Source organism: Ferrimonas sediminum (genome assembly GCF_900100175.1).
GTDB classification, from domain to species: domain Bacteria; phylum Pseudomonadota; class Gammaproteobacteria; order Enterobacterales; family Shewanellaceae; genus Ferrimonas; species Ferrimonas sediminum.
This window is the reverse complement of sequence record NZ_FNEM01000004.1, coordinates 206,209-224,233: the sequence shown is the minus strand read 5'-3', so window position 1 is coordinate 224,233 and position 18,025 is coordinate 206,209. Positions and strand designations below refer to the sequence as shown.

18 protein-coding genes are annotated in these 18,025 nt (G+C 57.7%); 12 read left to right on the top strand and 6 right to left on the bottom strand.

Annotated elements, in window-relative coordinates:
* Nucleotides 1–2: 2 nt before the first annotated feature.
* Complete coding sequence (locus BLT77_RS07080) at nucleotides 3–518, bottom strand: hypothetical protein (RefSeq protein WP_090364039.1); 516 nt, start codon at nucleotides 516–518, stop codon at nucleotides 3–5.
* The gene (locus tag BLT77_RS07075) at nucleotides 515–1,045 is read right to left on the bottom strand and encodes an RNA polymerase sigma factor (RefSeq protein ID WP_090364036.1); all 531 of its coding nucleotides are present in this window, start codon (nucleotides 1,043–1,045) and stop codon (nucleotides 515–517) included. The genes BLT77_RS07080 and BLT77_RS07075 overlap by 4 nt, the downstream gene beginning before the upstream one ends.
* A 262-nt stretch (nucleotides 1,046–1,307) precedes the next feature.
* On the opposite strand from BLT77_RS07075, the gene BLT77_RS07070 reads away from it, so the two are divergent.
* The gene (locus BLT77_RS07070; protein ID WP_090364033.1) at nucleotides 1,308–2,699 is read left to right on the top strand and encodes a sensor histidine kinase; all 1,392 of its coding nucleotides are present in this window, start codon (nucleotides 1,308–1,310) and stop codon (nucleotides 2,697–2,699) included.
* Nucleotides 2,700–2,776: 77 nt separating this feature from the next.
* Complete coding sequence (yfbR, locus tag BLT77_RS07065; RefSeq protein ID WP_090364031.1) at nucleotides 2,777–3,394, top strand: 5'-deoxynucleotidase; 618 nt, start codon at nucleotides 2,777–2,779, stop codon at nucleotides 3,392–3,394.
* Nucleotides 3,395–3,489: 95 nt separating this feature from the next.
* Here yfbR and BLT77_RS07060 read toward each other — a convergent pair whose 3' ends face one another.
* Entirely contained in the window at nucleotides 3,490–4,095 is a 606-nt protein-coding gene (locus BLT77_RS07060) for a peroxiredoxin C (protein WP_028114011.1), read from the bottom strand.
* A 173-nt stretch (nucleotides 4,096–4,268) separates the two neighbouring features.
* On the opposite strand from BLT77_RS07060, the gene BLT77_RS07055 reads away from it, so the two are divergent.
* Nucleotides 4,269–5,174: a hydrogen peroxide-inducible genes activator gene (locus tag BLT77_RS07055; RefSeq protein WP_090364028.1), complete on the top strand. Its 906-nt coding sequence runs from the start codon at nucleotides 4,269–4,271 to the stop codon at nucleotides 5,172–5,174.
* Nucleotides 5,175–5,213: 39 nt separating this feature from the next.
* Here BLT77_RS07055 and BLT77_RS07050 read toward each other — a convergent pair whose 3' ends face one another.
* A complete protein-coding gene (locus tag BLT77_RS07050; protein WP_090364025.1) occupies nucleotides 5,214–6,317 on the bottom strand; it encodes an adenylate/guanylate cyclase domain-containing protein in 1,104 nt (367 codons plus the stop codon).
* A 141-nt stretch (nucleotides 6,318–6,458) separates the two neighbouring features.
* Entirely contained in the window at nucleotides 6,459–7,142 is a 684-nt protein-coding gene (gene mutH, locus BLT77_RS07045; RefSeq protein WP_090364022.1) for a DNA mismatch repair endonuclease MutH, read from the bottom strand.
* 701 nt (nucleotides 7,143–7,843) lie between these two features.
* On the opposite strand from mutH, the gene rppH reads away from it, so the two are divergent.
* From rppH to BLT77_RS07005, 8 genes are all read left to right on the top strand, one after another.
* Nucleotides 7,844–8,392, top strand: a complete 549-nt coding sequence (gene rppH, locus BLT77_RS07040; RefSeq protein WP_090364399.1) for an RNA pyrophosphohydrolase — start codon at nucleotides 7,844–7,846, stop codon at nucleotides 8,390–8,392.
* Nucleotides 8,389–10,620: a phosphoenolpyruvate--protein phosphotransferase gene (gene ptsP, locus BLT77_RS07035; RefSeq protein ID WP_090364019.1), complete on the top strand. Its 2,232-nt coding sequence runs from the start codon at nucleotides 8,389–8,391 to the stop codon at nucleotides 10,618–10,620. The genes rppH and ptsP overlap by 4 nt, the downstream gene beginning before the upstream one ends.
* Before the next feature lie 120 nt (nucleotides 10,621–10,740).
* Nucleotides 10,741–11,529 (top strand): prolipoprotein diacylglyceryl transferase, encoded by a 789-nt coding sequence (gene lgt / locus BLT77_RS07030; protein ID WP_090364016.1) that lies wholly within the window; start codon nucleotides 10,741–10,743, stop codon nucleotides 11,527–11,529.
* 47 nt (nucleotides 11,530–11,576) lie between these two features.
* Nucleotides 11,577–12,428 (top strand): thymidylate synthase, encoded by an 852-nt coding sequence (locus tag BLT77_RS07025; protein ID WP_090364014.1) that lies wholly within the window; start codon nucleotides 11,577–11,579, stop codon nucleotides 12,426–12,428.
* Nucleotides 12,429–12,757: 329 nt separating this feature from the next.
* A complete protein-coding gene (nhaR, locus tag BLT77_RS07020) occupies nucleotides 12,758–13,669 on the top strand; it encodes a transcriptional activator NhaR (RefSeq protein WP_090364011.1) in 912 nt (303 codons plus the stop codon).
* Between the two features lie 37 nt (nucleotides 13,670–13,706).
* Nucleotides 13,707–14,921 (top strand): Bcr/CflA family multidrug efflux MFS transporter, encoded by a 1,215-nt coding sequence (locus tag BLT77_RS07015; RefSeq protein WP_090364005.1) that lies wholly within the window; start codon nucleotides 13,707–13,709, stop codon nucleotides 14,919–14,921.
* Nucleotides 14,918–15,181 carry an FAD assembly factor SdhE gene (locus tag BLT77_RS07010; protein ID WP_090364001.1) on the top strand — a complete coding sequence of 88 codons (264 nt, stop codon included), beginning with the start codon at nucleotides 14,918–14,920 and terminating at the stop codon, nucleotides 15,179–15,181. Before BLT77_RS07015 ends, BLT77_RS07010 begins: the two co-directional genes overlap by 4 nt.
* A 49-nt stretch (nucleotides 15,182–15,230) precedes the next feature.
* Nucleotides 15,231–15,650: a hypothetical protein gene (locus BLT77_RS07005; RefSeq protein ID WP_090363998.1), complete on the top strand. Its 420-nt coding sequence runs from the start codon at nucleotides 15,231–15,233 to the stop codon at nucleotides 15,648–15,650.
* Here BLT77_RS07005 and nadB read toward each other — a convergent pair.
* Nucleotides 15,628–17,232 carry an L-aspartate oxidase gene (nadB, locus tag BLT77_RS07000; RefSeq protein ID WP_090363995.1) on the bottom strand — a complete coding sequence of 535 codons (1,605 nt, stop codon included), beginning with the start codon at nucleotides 17,230–17,232 and terminating at the stop codon, nucleotides 15,628–15,630. The genes BLT77_RS07005 and nadB overlap by 23 nt on opposite strands.
* Nucleotides 17,233–17,431: 199 nt before the next feature.
* Here nadB and rpoE point away from each other — a divergent pair, with 199 nt between their 5' ends.
* Complete coding sequence (gene rpoE / locus BLT77_RS06995; RefSeq protein WP_028114000.1) at nucleotides 17,432–18,010, top strand: RNA polymerase sigma factor RpoE; 579 nt, start codon at nucleotides 17,432–17,434, stop codon at nucleotides 18,008–18,010.
* The last annotated feature ends 15 nt before the right edge of the window (nucleotides 18,011–18,025 follow it).

The following is an 18,025-nucleotide window of genomic DNA, read 5'->3' as shown; positions in this document are numbered from 1 at the left end:
TCCTAAAGGTGGTGAAGTCGTTGTTGGCGCTGTTGTTGTTTTTGCATCAGCTCCAGTTCCCGCTGTTGTACCCAGAGCCACAGCTCCAGCAGATCGGGGTTGTAAGGGTCCTGTTTGAGGGCGCCGATCAGCTGTTCAGCGGCGTCCCTCAGGGTTTGAATGCCCGAACTTTCGGCATCCGGCAGGGTGTCATTGACGGCATCGAACTGACTCAGTTCAAATCGGCTTTGCAGCCGCTGTCGTTGCTGTTGATGTTGGTTGGCCATCAACTGCAGCATCATCTGAAACTGCTGATCCTGGTTGCCCCCCTGCTGCTGACCCAGCCAGAAACTGCCGAGGCTGGTGAGCAGCAGACTGGCTGCCATGGCCCATGGCAGCCACGGCCGGCTGACCGGTGCGGGGCGTTTAGGCTCCAGTGGAGCCCGGTCCAGCTGCCGTTCGATGCCGGCCCAGAGGTCGCGCTGCGGGGTGATCTCCGGTTGCAGGGTGTCCAGCAAATCATCCAGTTTGTGGCTCATGACAGCATCTCCTGTAACAGTTGGCGGGCCCGATGGTATTGGGCCTTGCTGGTGCCGGGTTTGATCTCCAGCAGTTCGGCGACCTCATGGTGTCGGTAGCCTTCGATGGCATGCAGTACGAACACCTGTCGGGCGCGGGCCGGCAGCCTGGGCAGCAACCGATCGACCAGATTCAGAGATTCCATCTCCTGATGGCTCTCCTGGTCGGCCTGGGTCAACTCGGTGAGTTGGGGCTGGGCTTTCAGGTAGTTGAGGGTGTGATTCAGCGTCAGCCGGTGCAACCAGGTGGTGAAACGGGCCTCAAAGCGATACTGAGGCAGTTTTTGCCACAGGCGGATAAACACCTCCTGGGTCGCCTCTTCGGCGCAGGTTACCCGGCCGCTGAGTCTCAGACACAGGGCATAGACCCGCGGGCTCAGTTGTCGGTACAGCCTGGCAAATGCACGCTTGTCACCTTGCTGGGCCAGACGGACATCCTGGTTCAGGCTATCTGTGGCCGCATCAAGCGGGGGGGCTGCTTGGTTCACCGGCGCTCCTTGAATTGAGTGACTGTTGATAAATAAGACAGGGTTAAGTTGGCAAAGGGTTTGAACCGGAGCAAATTTTTTTTGCCGTTTGGGGGGAGTGACATGCAGAACTATTTTCTGAACCCAATTCACACAAAACGGTGATTTGTGATCTGTTTCGACGATTTCTGCATCAATTACTGGCAGAATGCGCCGCCTATCAACAGAAAGTTGATGCGTTACCGTTTACCCTTATCGGGGCAGATAACTAGAGTGGCCAAGGATGAATTCAATTCGCAGTAACCTGATTGTCTGGTTGGCTATATTGCTGTTGGTTACCAACGGCCTGGGGTTCATTAACGCCCTGTGGACGGCCAAGGGCTACTACCAGAAAGTCTACGATGGCAACCTGGCGCAGCGAGCCAGGATCATGCTGCAGCTGATCAACGAAACTCCTTCCGGAGACGTTCAGGCCACCGTGCGTCAGGCCCGGGAGCGCTTTGTGCAGCTCGACTTGACCGGCCGCCAGGGCTGGTTGCTGTCTGAACACGGTGACTATGCCGACACCCCTCTGGTTCAGTACCAGATCTGGCAACAGGGTCAGTGCGTCAGTGTTAACGGCCTACCCTGTGAGGACGGCGGGGCGTTCCATAACATCAATGCCGGTTTTTCCGATCAACGTTATCATCAGGAACAGTGGCGCACCTTTACTATCTACAGCGTCAAGCAACAGTTATATCTCACGGTTGGCTACCCCAACTCCCTCGGCCGGGATGTGTTGCAGAGTGCCATGTGGGCCAGTTGGGGTACCCAGATGATGCTGTTGACGCCGTTGACCATCCTGATGTGCAGTGTGGTGGTAGGGATCAATATGAGTCCACTGCGGCGCTTCAGCCGGCGCTTGCAGAGCTGGCCCAATATGACTCTGCCGGCCACCTCCAGCATGCCTAAGGAGTTGCACTCCACGGTCACCGCGCTGACCAAGAGCCAGACGTCGTTGGTGCAGGCCGAGCTGCAGCGACACTCCACCATTGCCCAGTTGTCACAGCGGATGATCCAGTACCTGCACTCTATTCAGGATCAACTGGCCGACTCCGGTCCGAGCAACCAGAAAGCCCGGTTGCAGCTCAAGCGTGCCGAGCGTTTGATGGCCAACGGCAGTACCCTCAACGAACTTGATCGTCCCTTCGAAGCGGAGGTGGCCTACAGCAACCTGTATCGAGAGGCCGCCCTCAGCTGTGCCCGCCACTACCAGGCCGCGGTGGCCCGTGGGCAGAGTTTGACTCTCAGGGGCTTGTCGCGGGAGGGACTGGTGGCCCTGCCTTGCACCATGGTAGAGGCGCTGCTGGATAACCTGATCGACAATGCCCTTAAGGCCAGCCCGGATGACGGCGAGATCATCGTTTCCGTTCGTGAGGCCGGGCCGGGCAAGGTGTCGCTGACCGTTGCCGACTCGGGGCCCGGGTTGGATCGGGACAAGTTCAACGATGCCGCTACGATAGCCAAGAGCAATCGCTTCGAGGCGGGCATGGGGTTATTGATCGTGCGGACTATCGTCAGCAAATACCAGGGTGAACTGAGCATTGGCCGCAGCCAGTTACTGGGGGGCAGCCAGATTCGATGTCGATTTACCCTGCACGATGCCGATGAGCTGGGTGAGCAGCAGGCCGGTTAGTCTGGAAAAGCTTGCGCCCGGGGGGCGCCAACCCTAGCATGGGGTGAGAATTGCCTTTTTTGTGAGGGAGAGTCACTGTGCAGCCAGTCTTTTTCGCGTTGATGTCACGCATGCAGAACGTTCACCGCTGGGGCAAGTCAAACCCTACCCGGGCGGAGAACGTGGCAGAACACAGCTTCCAGGTGGCGATGTTTGCCCACGCTCTGGGAGAGGTTCGTAACCAGGTGTTTACCGATCAACCCAAAGTGGATGCCAACCACCTGGCGGTGGTGGCGATGTTTCATGATTCGGCAGAGGTGCTGACCGAGGACGTCAACAGCGGCATCAAATACAGCGACAAACGGATGCTGGCATTGTGTCGGGAGATGGAGGCCATCGCCTCGCACATGCTGGTGACCACCCTGCCCAAGCCGCTGCAGTCCACCTACAAGGGGCTGATTGAACACGAAGACGACGCCGAGACCGCCCGTTTCGTCAAGGCAGCGGATCTGCTGTCCGCTTACACCAAGGCGCTGGCAGAGCTGAGGGCCGGCAATATGGAGTTTGAGGGCACCGAACGTAAGGTGCTGGCGGCCTTAACCCCTTTTATCGACGTCATGCCCGAGGTCTCCTGGTTTATGGAGCATTGCGTGCCGGCGTTTCAGATGACCATCGACGATCTGGTGGACGCCGCCTTGGTGGGTGACACCGACTAGCCATCGCTTTCTGAGAGAGAAACGACAACGGGGCCCTCATCGAGGGCCCCGTTTTTGTCTTAGGTCACGCTCGAAGGCGCGACTAAGGCATCGGCTTACAAGTCGTCGGCGTTCTCGGACAGGAAGGCTGCAACCCCTTTCGGAGACGCGTCCATGCCTTTCTTGCCTTCTTCCCACTGAGCCGGGCACACTTCGCCGTGAGTCTCGTGGAAGTTCAGGGCATCAACCATACGCAGCATCTCATCGATGTTACGGCCCAGAGGCAGGTCGTTGATCACCTGGTGGCGAACGACACCCTGGGTGTCAATCAGGAAAGAACCACGGAACGCCACACCGGCTTCTGGGTGCTCAACGTCGTAGGCCTGGCAGATTTCGTGCTTGACGTCAGCAATCAGAGGGTACTTCACCTGGCCGATGCCGCCGTCTTCGATGGCGGTGTTACGCCAGGCGTTGTGGCTGAACTGGGAGTCGATGGAGACACCAATTACCTTAACGCCGCGCTTCTGGAACTCTTCAAAACGCTTGTCAAAGGCGATCAGCTCGGATGGGCACACAAAGGTGAAGTCCAGTGGGTAGAAGAACACCACGGCTGCAGAGCCTTCGATTTCGGTTTTCAGGTTGAAGTTCTCAACGATTTCACCGTTACCCAGAACGGCTGCGGCGGTAAAATCAGGAGCAGGACGGCCAACTAATACAGACATGGTTTCTTTCCTTCTTAAAACGGTTAAATTGGACGGCAATCAGTGCTAAGTGTCTCGACCACGCCCATTTTTAATGCGGTTGTCGTGTGAAACTGTGCACATTATAGGGGGGTGTGTTCCTTCGTAGAATCGAATAAAATAGATTAAAACAATCGATTGTTCCGGAGAGAACGATGCGCAGACTGCCTAGTCTTAAAAACCTATATTATCTGGTTCACCTTCACAAGGCCCAGAACTTTAATCGTGCCGCCAAGGCGTGCCATGTCAGTCAGTCAACCCTGAGCAGCGGCATCCAGAATCTGGAGGAGCAGATGGGATGCCAGCTGATTGAGCGGGATCATAAATCCTTCCTGTTTACGGCCACCGGTGAAGAGGTGGTGGGCCGTGCCCGGGAGTTGCTGGCTCAGGTGCAGGAGTTGACGGATCTGGCCCAGAGTGCCGGTGAGGCGATGAGCGGTACCCTGAGGTTAGGCTGCATTCCCACCATTGCCCCGTTTCTGCTTAACCGGGTGGTCAAGGAGTCGCAGCAGCGATACCCGGATCTGACGCTGTTGTTGCGGGAAGACACCACGGAAAACCTGTTGTCGATGCTGGGCAATGGGGAGTTGGACCTGCTGTTGCTGGCACTGCCGGTGGACACCTCCGGCTTCCATACCATGGCGGTGGGCATCGATCCTTTCCAGGTGGTGATTCACAAAGACGCAGCCGACCAAGTCAAGCTGGAATACGAAGACTGGCCCGATGAAAGCATCTTCCTGCTGCAGCGTGAACACTGCATTACCGGTCACGCTATCAGCGCCTGTAACCTGCAGAACCGGGAAAAGATCAATCCGTTTGCCGCTACCAGCCTGCACACCCTGGTGCAGATGGTGGACTCCGGCCTGGGCAGTACCTTCCTGCCGCAGATGGCCATCGATTCCGGGATTCTTAAGGGGACCGAGTTGGCCACCTACGAACTGGAGGATCAACAGGCGTTTCGGGAGATCGGGCTGGTGTGGCGTCAGACCACCAGCCGCCTGAAAACCTTCCGTACCCTGGGAGAGATGATTGGGGACCTATTGCCAAGTAAGGGCGAGTAACTCTCTGAAAGGGCGCCCGGCGGGCGCCTTTCCGGTGGCTCAGAATTGCTCGGAGGGGCAGTCTGAGTCGTCGCTGGTGTAGGTTCGGGTCACAGAGAACACCTCTACTTCATGCTGTTTGCCTTTGAGCCGAATCGGACCCAGCGACAGCAATTCATAGCTGTGCTCGTCATCGAGAGAATCCTTGACTTGATCGGAGATCAGCATCTGGCAGCCCAGGGGGCCGCACTGGTCCTGCAACCGTGCCAGGGTGTTGATGACATCGGAGAAGAAACTGATCTCCTGTTTGTACACCCCGACCAGTGCCGCCACCACCTGCCCGCCATGGGCCGCGGCTTTGAACCTGGGCATAAAGCCATACTCTTTCTGAAAATAGTGCCGGTTCCAATACAGGGTCTGAACGAAGTCAAAATAGACATTCAGACACAGGCGGGCCCGGGATCGATGACGTTGAGGCCAGCTGATCAGCACGGCATCGCCGACGTAGCGGTAGATCTCGCCCTGATTCTTGGTGACCACATCAGACAGCAGGTCAAAACAATCTTGAATCAGGCGGCTAAAGCGATAGTCGCCCAGTGCTTCGGCGTGAGCGGTAGAACCCACCATATCGAGAAACAGAAAGGTCCGGTCTTCGTAACGGGGCTTGTGGTATTTGCCCATGCCGATATTCAGCAGTACCCGGGGCCCAACTAACAATCCCATCTGCTCGATGAACGCCAGTCCGGTGCGCACCAGTACCAGGTAGGCGATCAGCGTCTGGGCGGACGGGGCATTCAGCACATGGGCGGTCAGGATCTGACTGGTGGCGGCAAACTGTTCAGAGTTGTCCCAGGAGTTCAGCCAGTTGGTGATGTAAGCCAGGGTCAGAGCACCGAGCAGCAGGAACAGGCCTTTAAAGGCCACAATGAAGGCGTAGGGCAGCCGGCGGATACCGCTGACGTCGGTGATCAGGTTCGACAGCCAGTGCAGGCAGCCGAAAATCAACCCCATATAGATGGAGAGTGTGGTCAGATCGGCCGCAGTAATGGCCCAGTAAGGGCGTTCATCGCCCTGGGCATAGCGGAAAGTGACGTAAGCCATCATCGCCAGTGACCAGGCGATGATTGCAAAGATCAGTTTTTGAAGTTGTTGCCGCGACTGCACTCTAGCTCAATTTACTCTGTGTAAAAACGAGACGGCCTTGCCGAAAGGTTCCCAGCAAAACTGTTTATATTTGTAATAACGAGACATTATACAAGTTTTACCCCTTTAACCCAAACCTGTGTCAACTTTCCCACAGCTTTTTCATCCCTGCGCAGAAAAGTGCCGTTGCAGCAGTGCGTGAGTAAAGGGAATCTTCAGGTAGAAGCCCCGGGGCAGGGTTTCTATGGTGGTGCCGCCGGGGCCGATGGCCTGAGTCAGTACCTTGCTGTTGGCGGCTTTGGGTCGCAGCTGCAGCACCTCGCCGTGGCGGGCGGTGATCGATTCCACCTCGCCGAGGGCGACCCGCTCGATGATCTCTTCCCAGTCTTGCTGCAGCAGCTGCCACTCTGAAGGGGATGGTCGCCACAGCACCGGCATACCGATCAACCGGTTGGCCACCGGAATCTGCCGCTCTCCCAGGATAGGTATCCACAGAATGGCTTGCAGCTTGTGGAAAACCGGACTCTCCTGCCAGCGTAGGCCCCGCAACCGGGTCAGCGGACAGACGCTGATGAAGGTGGTTTCCAGCGGCTTGCCACTGCTGTTCACCGGAATGGTCTTAAGCTCAATCGCCAGACGGGAGAAGTCCGGTTCTGGCTTGGAACCGGCATCGGCACCCAGGTAGCGTTCAAGCAGTTGTCCGCCCCAGCCTTTGTGATGCAGCAGGTTGGCGGGAACTGCCACACCCAGAGCGTCGGCGAGTTCACCCAGGGACCAGCCCGCGATGGCTTCGGCACGCTCGAGCAGCTGGGATTCGGATTCGGGGATAAAGGGAACGGTAATCATGGCGGGATTGTACCTTTAATGACAGCGGCTCTCAATTGAGGTTCACGGTGTGGATAATTATCGGGGGCGATTTTTTGTACAGATATTTTGGTCGCGGTAATACAGCCAACACAAATCCGGCCTAAATGAGGCTAAGTTCATGAAAATAAAAAATAATAGTTGGAGTTGCCGGCGGTTGGTGAACCAAGTTATTCAGGTTATCCCTGAGTTACTCGTTTTTTCTTAACAGAGTTATGCACAGATTGGTGGGATAACTTTCTTAGATTGATCCACAGGCAGTGAAATGAACCGTCGAGGCAGAGCCGGTTTGAGGATCGAAAGCCGACCCATAAGTGGGTAACTGTCGTCAATAGCGGGGTCGTGCATTTTTTAAGCGATCGTTTCAATCTTGTCGGTAGATCGTTTTGCTGTTGATTTATATATTTGATTTTTATGAATTTAAATGGCGTTCGAATTGTTTCGGTGGTGCAAGAATTGGGCGCCTTTGGCGGATATCTCCACCGCATACCGATTTACAAACAGCTTTATCCACAGATGCGGTTGATAACTTTTGTCGAGCGGCCCTGTCACTGGTTTGGGCTGTTTATAACTGTGAATAATTTTACAAGTTACCCACTGTCCGTCTCAGCGGCTTCCGGTTTGCCCCCATGGGGTAATCTGTGGAACAATCACATCAAGTTAAAATTCAATCGGATGACAACGTGATCGACAATGAAGGCTACAGGGCCAATGTCGGGATCATCATCTGCAACCGACGCGGCCAGGTTATGTGGGCCCGTCGTTTTGGCCAACATTCATGGCAATTTCCTCAGGGAGGAGTCGACCAGGGAGAATCTCCGGAACAGGCGATGTACCGGGAACTCTATGAAGAGGTCGGATTGCAGAAAGAGGATGTAAAGGTGCTGGCAAGCAGCCGTTCCTGGTTAAGGTACCGGTTGCCCAAGCGCCTGGTGCGACAGGACTCCAAACCTGTTTGCATTGGCCAGAAACAGAAATGGTTCCTTTTGCAGTTGGTTGCAGATGAAAAGCGCATTGATTTGCGCCGCAGCGGCCACCCGGAATTTGATGACTGGCGCTGGGTAAGCTATTGGTATCCAGTACGGCAGGTTGTCTCTTTCAAGCGGGACGTGTACAGAAAGGTGATGAAGGAATTTTCACCTGTCGCCATGCCATTTCAGGAGCGCAGCGACCATACTAAGCGCAACCGGGATGGAAACTTTAGGGCAAGACGGCGAAGAAGAAACCGATGATAACCACTCTGCGTACTATCGTGCAGCGGGTAGCGGATGCGGACTCCATCGAGCAATCGATGGCGGAACTGGTCCGACAGACCCGTGGTGCCATGAATACCGATTGTTGCTCCCTGTATCTGGTGGACGGTGAGGGGCTGATTCTGCAAGCCAGTGATGGCCTGGCGGCCCAGGCCATCGGCCGTGCCCGACTCAATGCCGGCGAGGGCATCGTCGGCATGGTGATGCGCAGAGAGGAACCCATCAACCTGGCCGACGCCCCGTCACATCCGGCTTTTAAGCGGCTGCCCGAGGTCGAAGAGGACGAGTTCCGTGCCTTTCTGGCCACGCCCATTACCCACCGCAGCAAGGTGCTGGGGGTGCTGGTGGTGCAACAGAAGGTGGCCCGTCAATTCAACGAAGAGGAGGAGGCGTTTCTGGTGACTCTGGCCTCCCAGCTGGTGCCTGAGCTGCGTCAAAGCCGGGAAGCCACCGAGCTGGCCAGCTCCACCCCCAAACGTTGGAGCGCTACCGTGGCCAGCCCAGGCATCGCCGACGCCGAGATTCTGCTGGCCCGGCCGCGACTGTCACTGGACGTTGAGCCTGTGCAGGGGCAGGGCAGTGACAAAGAGTGGTTGCGGCTGGAGCGGGCCCTGTTGGCCACCCAGGACGACATGACCGCACTGAGCGGGCGCCTCAGCGGCGAAATGGAATCCCAGATCAGTGCCATCTTTGATATCTACCAATACCTGATTGCCGATCCGGTGCTGCAGCAGGATCTGATGACCGGCTGTGACGAGGGCTGGTCGGCGGAAACCGTGGTGGCCAACACCTTTGTCAGCTACGTGGCCCGGTTCGAGGCCATGACCGATCATTACCTTAGAGAGCGGGCCTCGGATCTCAAGGATCTTGGCCAGCGCATTCTCGGGCAGTTAGCCCGCCCTGGTCAAAGCGGCAAGCCACCGGTGAAGCCGGTGATTCTGATGGCCAATGAGATTACCGCCACCATGCTGGCGGAAGTGCCGCGCAGTAAACTGGCGGGCATCGTCAGTGTCGAGGGCGGCGCCAGCTCCCACGCTGCCATTTTGGCGCGGGCGATGTCGATTCCGGCCCTGTTTGGTCTCGAGGGCCTGCCGATGCAAGCGCTGGCGGGCAAACGGGCGATTCTCGATGCGGTTCGCGGCCAGTTGTTGGTGGAGCCGGCCCAAACCGTGGTGCAGGAGTTTCACCGCTTTCAGTCTTCGTTGGCCAAGAAGGACGCCCGCTATGAGCGTGGTCTTAGCCAACCCTGTCAGACTCAGGATGGCATGGCGGTCTGCCTGCAGGTCAATGCCGGCCTGGTGGCGGAGGGGGAGCAGCTGGACCCCGCTTATGTGGGCGGCATCGGCTTGTATCGCTCCGAAACCCTGTTTATGGTGCAAAACCATTTCCCCACCGAACAGACCCAGGAGCGAGCCTATCAGCGGGTGCTGCAGGCGCTGGGCGATAAGCCGGTGACCATCCGTACCCTGGACATCGGTGGTGACAAGCCGTTGCCCTATTTCCCCATTCGGGAAGACAACCCCTTCCTGGGATGGCGCGGCATTCGACTGACCCTGGATCACCCAGAGCTGTTTCTGGTGCAGGTGAAGGCGATGCAGCGGGCCAATGTGGGCACCAACAACCTGCGCATTCTGTTGCCGATGGTGTCAAACCTGGATGAGGTGATACAGAGCCGCAAGCTGATTGAGCAAGCTCGGCTGGAGCTGGAAGAGGAGCTGGACCGCGAGTTGTCGCCGGTGCAGGTAGGGGTGATGATTGAGGTGCCGGCCAGCATCTATCTGTTGCCGCAATTGCGTCCCCTGGTGGACTTTTTCTCCGTCGGCAGCAACGACCTGACCCAGTATCTGCTGGCGGTGGACCGGAATAACGCCCAGGTCGCGGATCGGTTCAGCCACTATCATCCGGCGGTGATTCAGGCGTTGGCTCAGGTGGCCATCAATGTGGGCGACAGCGAACTGAGCGTCTGTGGCGAGATGGCTGGTGAACCCGAGGGCGCCTTGATTTTGATGGCTCTGGGATTGCGTCAGTTGAGTATGAACCGCCGCAGCCTGGGACGGATTCACCACCTGGTTCGCCACCTGCGGTCGCAGCAGCTGGAGCCACTTAAGGTGGCACTGCTGCAGGCCAGAGAGTGCACCGAGGTGCGGCAGTTGGCCCGCCAGTGGATGGATGTCCACGGTTTGTCTGAACTGTATCAGGATCTCTGACAGCCGCCGGCCTTATGCAGCCCTTTTTCAGGCCGGGCATGGCAATGTCCGGCGCATCCCTTTATTCTAACGACCACTTTTCCGGTTTAACCGGGCGACGAACGAACAGAAGAACCCATCATGACTGAGTCCTACTTCATTTTCCCCCACATCGATCCGGTGATCGTTGAGATAGGGCCGCTGGCGCTGCGCTGGTATGGCCTGATGTATCTGGTGGGCTTTTTAGGCGCCATGGCGATGTTGAACCGCCATGCCGACAAACCCGGTTCCAGCTGGAGTCGTGACCAGGTCTCCGACCTGCTGTTTTACGCGTTTCTCGGAGTGGTGCTGGGAGGCCGGCTGGGCTATGTGTTCTTCTATGGCTGGCAATGGTTGTTGGAAGACCCGCTGTACCTGTTCCGCATTACCGAAGGGGGCATGTCGTTCCACGGAGGCCTGTTGGGGGTGATTGCGGCCATGGTGTTTATTGCCAAGCGTCAGAAGCGAACCTTCTGGCAGGTGGCGGATCTGGTGGCACCCACCATTCCCATTGGTCTGGGGGCCGGTCGCATCGGTAACTTCATCAACGGTGAGCTGTGGGGCCGGGTGAGCGACGTGCCCTGGGCCATGATCTTCCCCGGTGCCGGACCGTTGCCGCGCCATCCGTCGCAGCTGTATGAAGCGATTCTGGAAGGCCTGGTGCTGTTCCTCCTGCTGGCCTGGTATAAGCGCTGTACCGACAAGCCGGGCGCGGTGGCAGGCATGTTCCTCATCGGTTATGGCTGTGCCCGTTTCCTGATTGAGTATGTACGCCAACCCGATGCCCACATGAGCCTGTACTGGGGCTTCTCCATGGGCCAACTGCTGACCGTGCCGATGCTGGCCTATGGTCTGTACCTGATCCTGAGACCGGTGAAGCCTAGCCACTGATCTCCACCTTTTAACGACCCATACAACCACGAGGGGCGAGTCGATTCATGAAGCAGTATCTGCAGTTGTGTCAGCGAATAGTCGATGAGGGTACCTGGGTGGACAACGCCCGTACCGGCAAGCGGTGCCTGACGCTGATTAATGCCGATCTGGAGTACGACGTCGGTGGCAATGCCTTTCCACTGATTACCACCAGGAAGAGCTATTGGAAGGCGGCCATTGCTGAGCTGCTGGGATACCTGAGAGGGTACAGCAGCGCCGCCGAGTTCCGTGCCATTGGTTGCAATACCTGGAACGCCAATGCCAACGACAACGCGGCCTGGCTCGCCAATCCGCATCGTCGAGGCGAGGACGACATGGGCCGGGTCTACGGCGTTCAGGGCCGGGCCTGGCAGGGGCCGGACGGTCGCAGCATCGACCAGCTGCGCAAGATAGTCGATGACCTGAGTCAGGGGGTGGACGACCGCGGTGAGATCCTGACGTTTTATAACCCGGGTGAGTTCCACCTTGGCTGCCTGCGTCCCTGCATGCATACCCACACCTTCTCTCTGGTGGGAGAGCGGTTGTTCCTGACCTCCTATCAGCGCTCCTGCGATGTGCCGTTGGGGCTCAATTTCAACCAGGTGCAAGTGTTTACCCTGTTGGCGCTGGTAGCCCAGATCACCGGCCACAAGCCGGGTAAGGCCTACCATAAGATCGTCAATGCCCACATCTATGAAGATCAGCTGGGGCCGATGACACAAGTGCAACTGAAGCGGCAGCCCTATGCTTCGCCCCGGTTGATCATCAACCCGGCGATCCGCTCGCTGGAAGATCTGGAGACCTGGGTTACCCTGGATGATTTTCAGGTTGAGGGGTATCAGCACCACGATCCCATCGCCTATCCGTTCTCGGTGTAGTGCCGGTCACAGCGATGCCGGCCAATGAAATTCGCCTGACGCGTCGCTGTCAGGCGTTTTTTCGTCTCCAGGCTTTTGGCACACCGATTCTGTGCCAGACTCATCAGTATTCGACTATCAGTTGATAACCGGAACTTACAAATTTAGCTCTTTGTTGTTCGGGGCTTTGTGGTAGGCTGATATACGCATTTATGAGTCCTTAACTCCCGGTTAAGGCTGCCTGATTTACCATGGTGCCCGACGGTGCCTGGCCTGGATATAGAGTCGTTTCCTCGACATGTTTTTCTATTTATGGAGTGATTCTCCCTGTTGGGGCAGAATCGATTGTTATGGCGCATCTTAATTACAACCACTTGTACTACTTTTGGATGGTCCGCAAGAAGGGCTCGGTCACTAAAGCCGCCGAGGCGCTGTTTTTGACGCCCCAGACCGTTACCGGTCAGATCCGTCACCTGGAGCACCGCCTGGGGGGCAAGTTGTTTCGCCGCCAGGGGCGACAACTGGTGGCGTCGGACCTCGGTGAGTTGGTGTTTCGCTATGCGGACAAGATGTTCAGCCTCAGTTACGAGATGCTGGATCTGCTGAATTACAATCAGGACAGCTCCATTCTGTTTGAGGTGGGTAACTCCGATGCCCTGTCCAAGGCGCTGGCCAGCCGGCTGCTGTTGTCGGTGATCCCCGATGACGGCTCCATCCACCTGTGCTGTTATGAGTCCACCGATGAAAATCTGATGGAACGTCTGTCGCAGCATAAGCTCGACATGGTGGTGTCCGGCAGTGAGTCAGAGTCCCTGAAGTACCCGGAAATTCTCAGCAAAAAGCTGGGGGAAACCGGCATCAGCTTCTTCTCCGTAGATGAGGTTGAGGGCCGCTTCCCCGCCAATCTGGATGGCTCCCGCATCCTGATGCCTCATCGCAAAACCGCCCTAGGTCAGCAGCTGCTGCGCTGGTTCGACGAGGTGGGCGTGTCACCGGTGATTTTGGGCGAATTCGATGACGCCGCCATGATGAAGGCCTTTGGCATGTACCGGCAGGGGATCTTTGTGGCACCGACCCTGTACCGGGAAGAGATTCTGGCCCAGGGGGTTAAGTTGATTGGCGAAACGGTCGATGTCACTGAACAATACCACGTGATGTTTGCCGAACGGATGATTCAGCATCCGGCCGTGAAGCGAATCCTGGAAACCGATTTTACCGCGCTGTTCTCCGGCAAAGAGCCCGCTTTCAGCCGCTTCAAATGATGGTCGGGCCCGCGGGCCCGTCCCTAAGACGGTATCGATGACCCAAACTTCGAAAACCACCGGCCTGGCCTTAATTGTGTTGCTGGGCGCGTTGGCTGGCATGACGCCGCTGGCCATCGATATGTACCTGCCAGCCATTCCTGCCATTGCCGATGAGCTCAATGCCACCGTATCCCTGACTCAGATGAGCGTCAGCTTCTTTCTGGTGGGCTTTGCGGTGGGGCAGCTGTTCTACGGCCCGGTAACCGATGCATTGGGCCGCATTCCGGTACTGATTGGCGGCTTGGGGGTGTTTGCCCTGGCCAGTGTGCTGGCCACCTTTGTCAGTTCGGTGGAGGGGCTGATTGCCGCCCGGGTGTTGCAGGCGCTGGGAGGGGCCGGCGGCTCGGTGGTGGTGATGGCCATCCTTCGGGATCTGTTCCAGCGTGAGCAGTTCGCCCGGGCCATGTCCTTCGTGATGCTGGTGATGAATCTCGCTCCCCTGGCGGCGCCCATTGTCGGTGGCTACCTGCTGACCCACAGCGGCTGGCGGGCGATTTTCTATCTGCTGGCGCTGCTGGCGCTGCTGCTGGTGGTGTTGATCGCTACCCGCATCGGCGAAACCCTGCCCGCATCGAAGCGCCACAACCTCAACCTGAGGTCGGCACTGGGGCTGTACCGGCGCATCTTGTCGACCCGGCAAACCATGATGTATCTGGGAATAGGCGCCCTGGTGTCCGGGTCGCTGTTTGTGTTTGTGACCGGCTCCTCCTACGTCTACATTCGCTACTTTGAGGTGGCGCCGGAGCACTTTGGTTACCTGTTCGGGATCAACATCATCCTGATGATGCTGCTGACCTCCTTTAATGCCCGTTACGTGGCCCGGTTTGGCACCCTCAAGATGTTGGCCACCGGCTTGTCCATCAGCGGGGCAGGGGCGGTGTTGGCTCTGCTGGCGGCGTCGTTGAGTACGCCGCCATTGTGGTTGGTGGTGCTGCCGGTGATGCTGATGGTGGGGCCGCTGGGGATGGTGTCCGCCAATGCCACCTCGTTGTCGCTGGACTCCTTTGACGGTGCGGCGGGATCGGTGGCGGCCCTGGGTGGCGCCATCCGCTTTATCTCCGGTGCCCTGGCCGGGGTGTTGCTCAGCCTGACTCAGCCGCAATCGCCGATGCCGATGCTGATCGGCATGGCGGTATGTTCACTGGCGGCCTTGGGGTATTATTGGTACACATTAAACGTGGTACCCAAAGCCGTTAAGGATAAAAAATGACCGAAAACAGGGAATATGTGGCGCGCCTGAAATGGGCCTGTCGCCGGGGCATGCTGGAGTTGGATGTGTTGCTGGAACCCTTTGTCGAGCACCATTTCAGTGATTTGGCGCCACAGCAACAGGCAGACTTCGAGCGACTGCTGACTTGCGATGACCCCGAATTGTTTGCCTGGTTCATGGGCCACGAGCGCTGTAACGATCCGGCGCTGGCCAGCATGGTGGCGCTGATCCTTGAGCGTAACCGCGAACTGCTTCGTTGATGACGCGGCCCGGCCTCACTGAGTCCGGGCTCTCAGCGTTAAGCCGGTCATGGACGACCTTCCTCGCTATCCGTTTCCTGCCCCTCGCTCCCAATGGGCGCCGCTGCCGTGGTGCCTGAGTTGCCTGGTGCTGCTCAGTCTATTCTGGTGGCCGGACAACCGTCTGCCGGCTCAAGGGCTGTGGCAGGGGGTGGTGGCCGTGGTGGCACTGGCGTTGCCGCTACTGCGGTCTGGCAAGCGGCCGCCGTCATTTGCACTGAATGAGCTGGGGCAGGGGGTACGGCTGGACAGTGGCGAGGCCATCGAAGTCAGCCATTGGAGCCTGGTGTTGCCCGGGGCGGTGATGCTGGTGGTCAGGCCGGAGCGCCGGCTGTGGTGGCTGCGGCGGTCGCAGTTGGACACAACCGGCTGGCGCCGGTTGTGTCGCATTGTGCTGGCGGCTCGGCTCAGGGATCCGGAGTCAGGATAGAGGGGGTCGGTTCGGGCTGTTGCTCGGGATAATCCAGGGTGTAATGCAGACCGCGACTCTCTTTTCGGCTCATGGCACAGCGAATGATCAGCTCGGCAATCTGCACCAGGTTGCGCAGTTCCAGCAGGTCGTTGCTGATCTTAAAGTCCGAGTAATAATCGTGAATCTCGGTCTTGAGCATCTCCACTCGCCGCAGCGCCCGCTGCAGTCGTTTGTCGGTTCGGACGATGCCAACGTAATCCCACATAAACAGCCGCAACTCATGCCAGTTGTGGGCGATGACCACGTGCTCGTCGGAGTCGGTGACCTGGCTTTCATCCCAGTCGGGAATGGTGTCCAGCAGTTCGGTGCTGTCCAACTGGGCAAAGATCGATCTGGCGGCTGCCCGGGCAAACACCAGACATTCCAGCAAGGAGTTGCTGGCCATGCGGTTGGCGCCGTGCAGACCGGTGTAGGCCACCTCTCCGACGGCGTACAGGCCGTCGATATCGGTCTTGCCATCCAGATCCGTCATGACGCCGCCACAGGTGTAGTGCGCCGCCGGGACCACCGGAATCGGCTGACGGGTGATGTCGATGCCCAGATCCAGGCAGCGCTGGTAAATGGTCGGGAAGTGCTTGGTAACGAAGGCCGGATCCTTATGGCTGATGTCCAGAAACATGCAGTCGGCACCGAGGCGCTTCATCTCGAAATCGATGGCCCGGGCCACCACGTCCCGTGGCGCCAGCTCCTCCCGGGGATCAAAATCCGGCATAAAGCGGCTGCCGTCGGGGCGCTTCAGCAGTGCCCCTTCGCCGCGCAGCGCTTCGGTCAGCAGGAAGTTGCGCGCTTCGGTGTGGTACAGGCAGGTGGGGTGAAACTGGTTAAACTCCATGTTGGCCACTCGACAACCGGCTCGCCAGGCCATGGCGATGCCGTCACCGGAGGCCACGTCCGGGTTGGAGGTGTACTGATAGACCTTGGAGGCGCCGCCGGTGGCCAGCACCACGAACCGGGCCCGGATGGTTTCGACGTGTTCCTGCGAACGGTTCCAGACATAGGCGCCCACCACCCGCTTGTCACCCGCTAATCCCAGCTTGGTGGTGGTGATCAGATCGACGGCGTTGTAGCGTTCCAGCAGAGCGATGTTGGGATGGCGGTGGGCCTGCTCCTCCAGTGTCAGCTGTACCTCTTTGCCGGTGGCATCGGCGGCGTGCAGAATGCGGCGGTGGCTGTGGCCCCCTTCCCGGGTCAGATGGTAACGGGATTCGCCATCGTGTTCCTCTTCGTCGAAGTCCACTCCTTTGCGAATCAACCATTCCAGTGCAGCCCGCGCTTCCTGGGCGGTAAACTGCACCGCCTGTCGGTCACATAACCCCGCCCCGGCGATAAGGGTATCTTCTACATGGGATTCAACGGTATCATCTTCGTCAAATACGGCGGCGATTCCACCCTGAGCGTAGTAGGTGGAGCCCTCGGCGAGGTTGCCTTTGGCGACGACCGTCACCCGGCATTGCTTGGCGAGTTTCAGGGCCAGCGTCAGTCCGGCGGCGCCGCTGCCAATTACCAAAACGTCTGTGCTGTGTTCAATCCCGGCTTTCATTAGGTATCATGGGGTTTGGAAATTTGCGCACTATGTTACTCGTTTCGGGGGCCAGGGCCAAAGAATCGGTCCCAGAGAGGGTAAATTTAAAATGGATCACATTTTTTTACGAACTTTTACCAAAAGACGCAGTCTATTAAAGTGCGCGGAGACGAGTAAAAGCAAAATTAGCAGTTTAGTTATGGGAGAGAGCTCTTAAGTGAGTGAGCCAAACAGCGACCAGCAGCTAGTCGAACGCGTTCAACAAGGTGATAAGCAAGCTTTTAACCTGCTGGTAATGAAGTATCAGCATAAGGTGGCCAACTTAATAAGCCGCTACGTGAAGAATCAGGGCGATGTCGCCGACGTAGCACAAGAGGCGTTTATTAAGGCGTATCGGGCTTTGCCCAATTTTCGTGGCGAGAGTGCGTTTTACACCTGGCTGTACCGGATTGCGGTCAACACCGCCAAAAATTATCTGGTATCCCAGGGGCGGCGTCCACCAGCGAGTGACGTGGATGCCGAGGAAGCGGAGTTCTACGACGGTGCCGATGCATTGCGGGAAGACGCGTCGCCAGAACGCCAGCTGCTGTCAGAAGAGATTAAGAAGGTAGTGTTCAATACCATCGAAACACTGCCTGAAGAGTTAAGGGTGGCAATTACCCTTCGGGAACTCGAAGGGATGAGTTACGAAGAGATTGCCACTGTTATGGAGTGTCCCGTGGGGACGGTGCGAAGCCGAATCTTCAGGGCGCGAGAAGCAATTGATAAGCGTATTCAACCGTTATTAGAACGGTAGCATCAATCAGGGTGA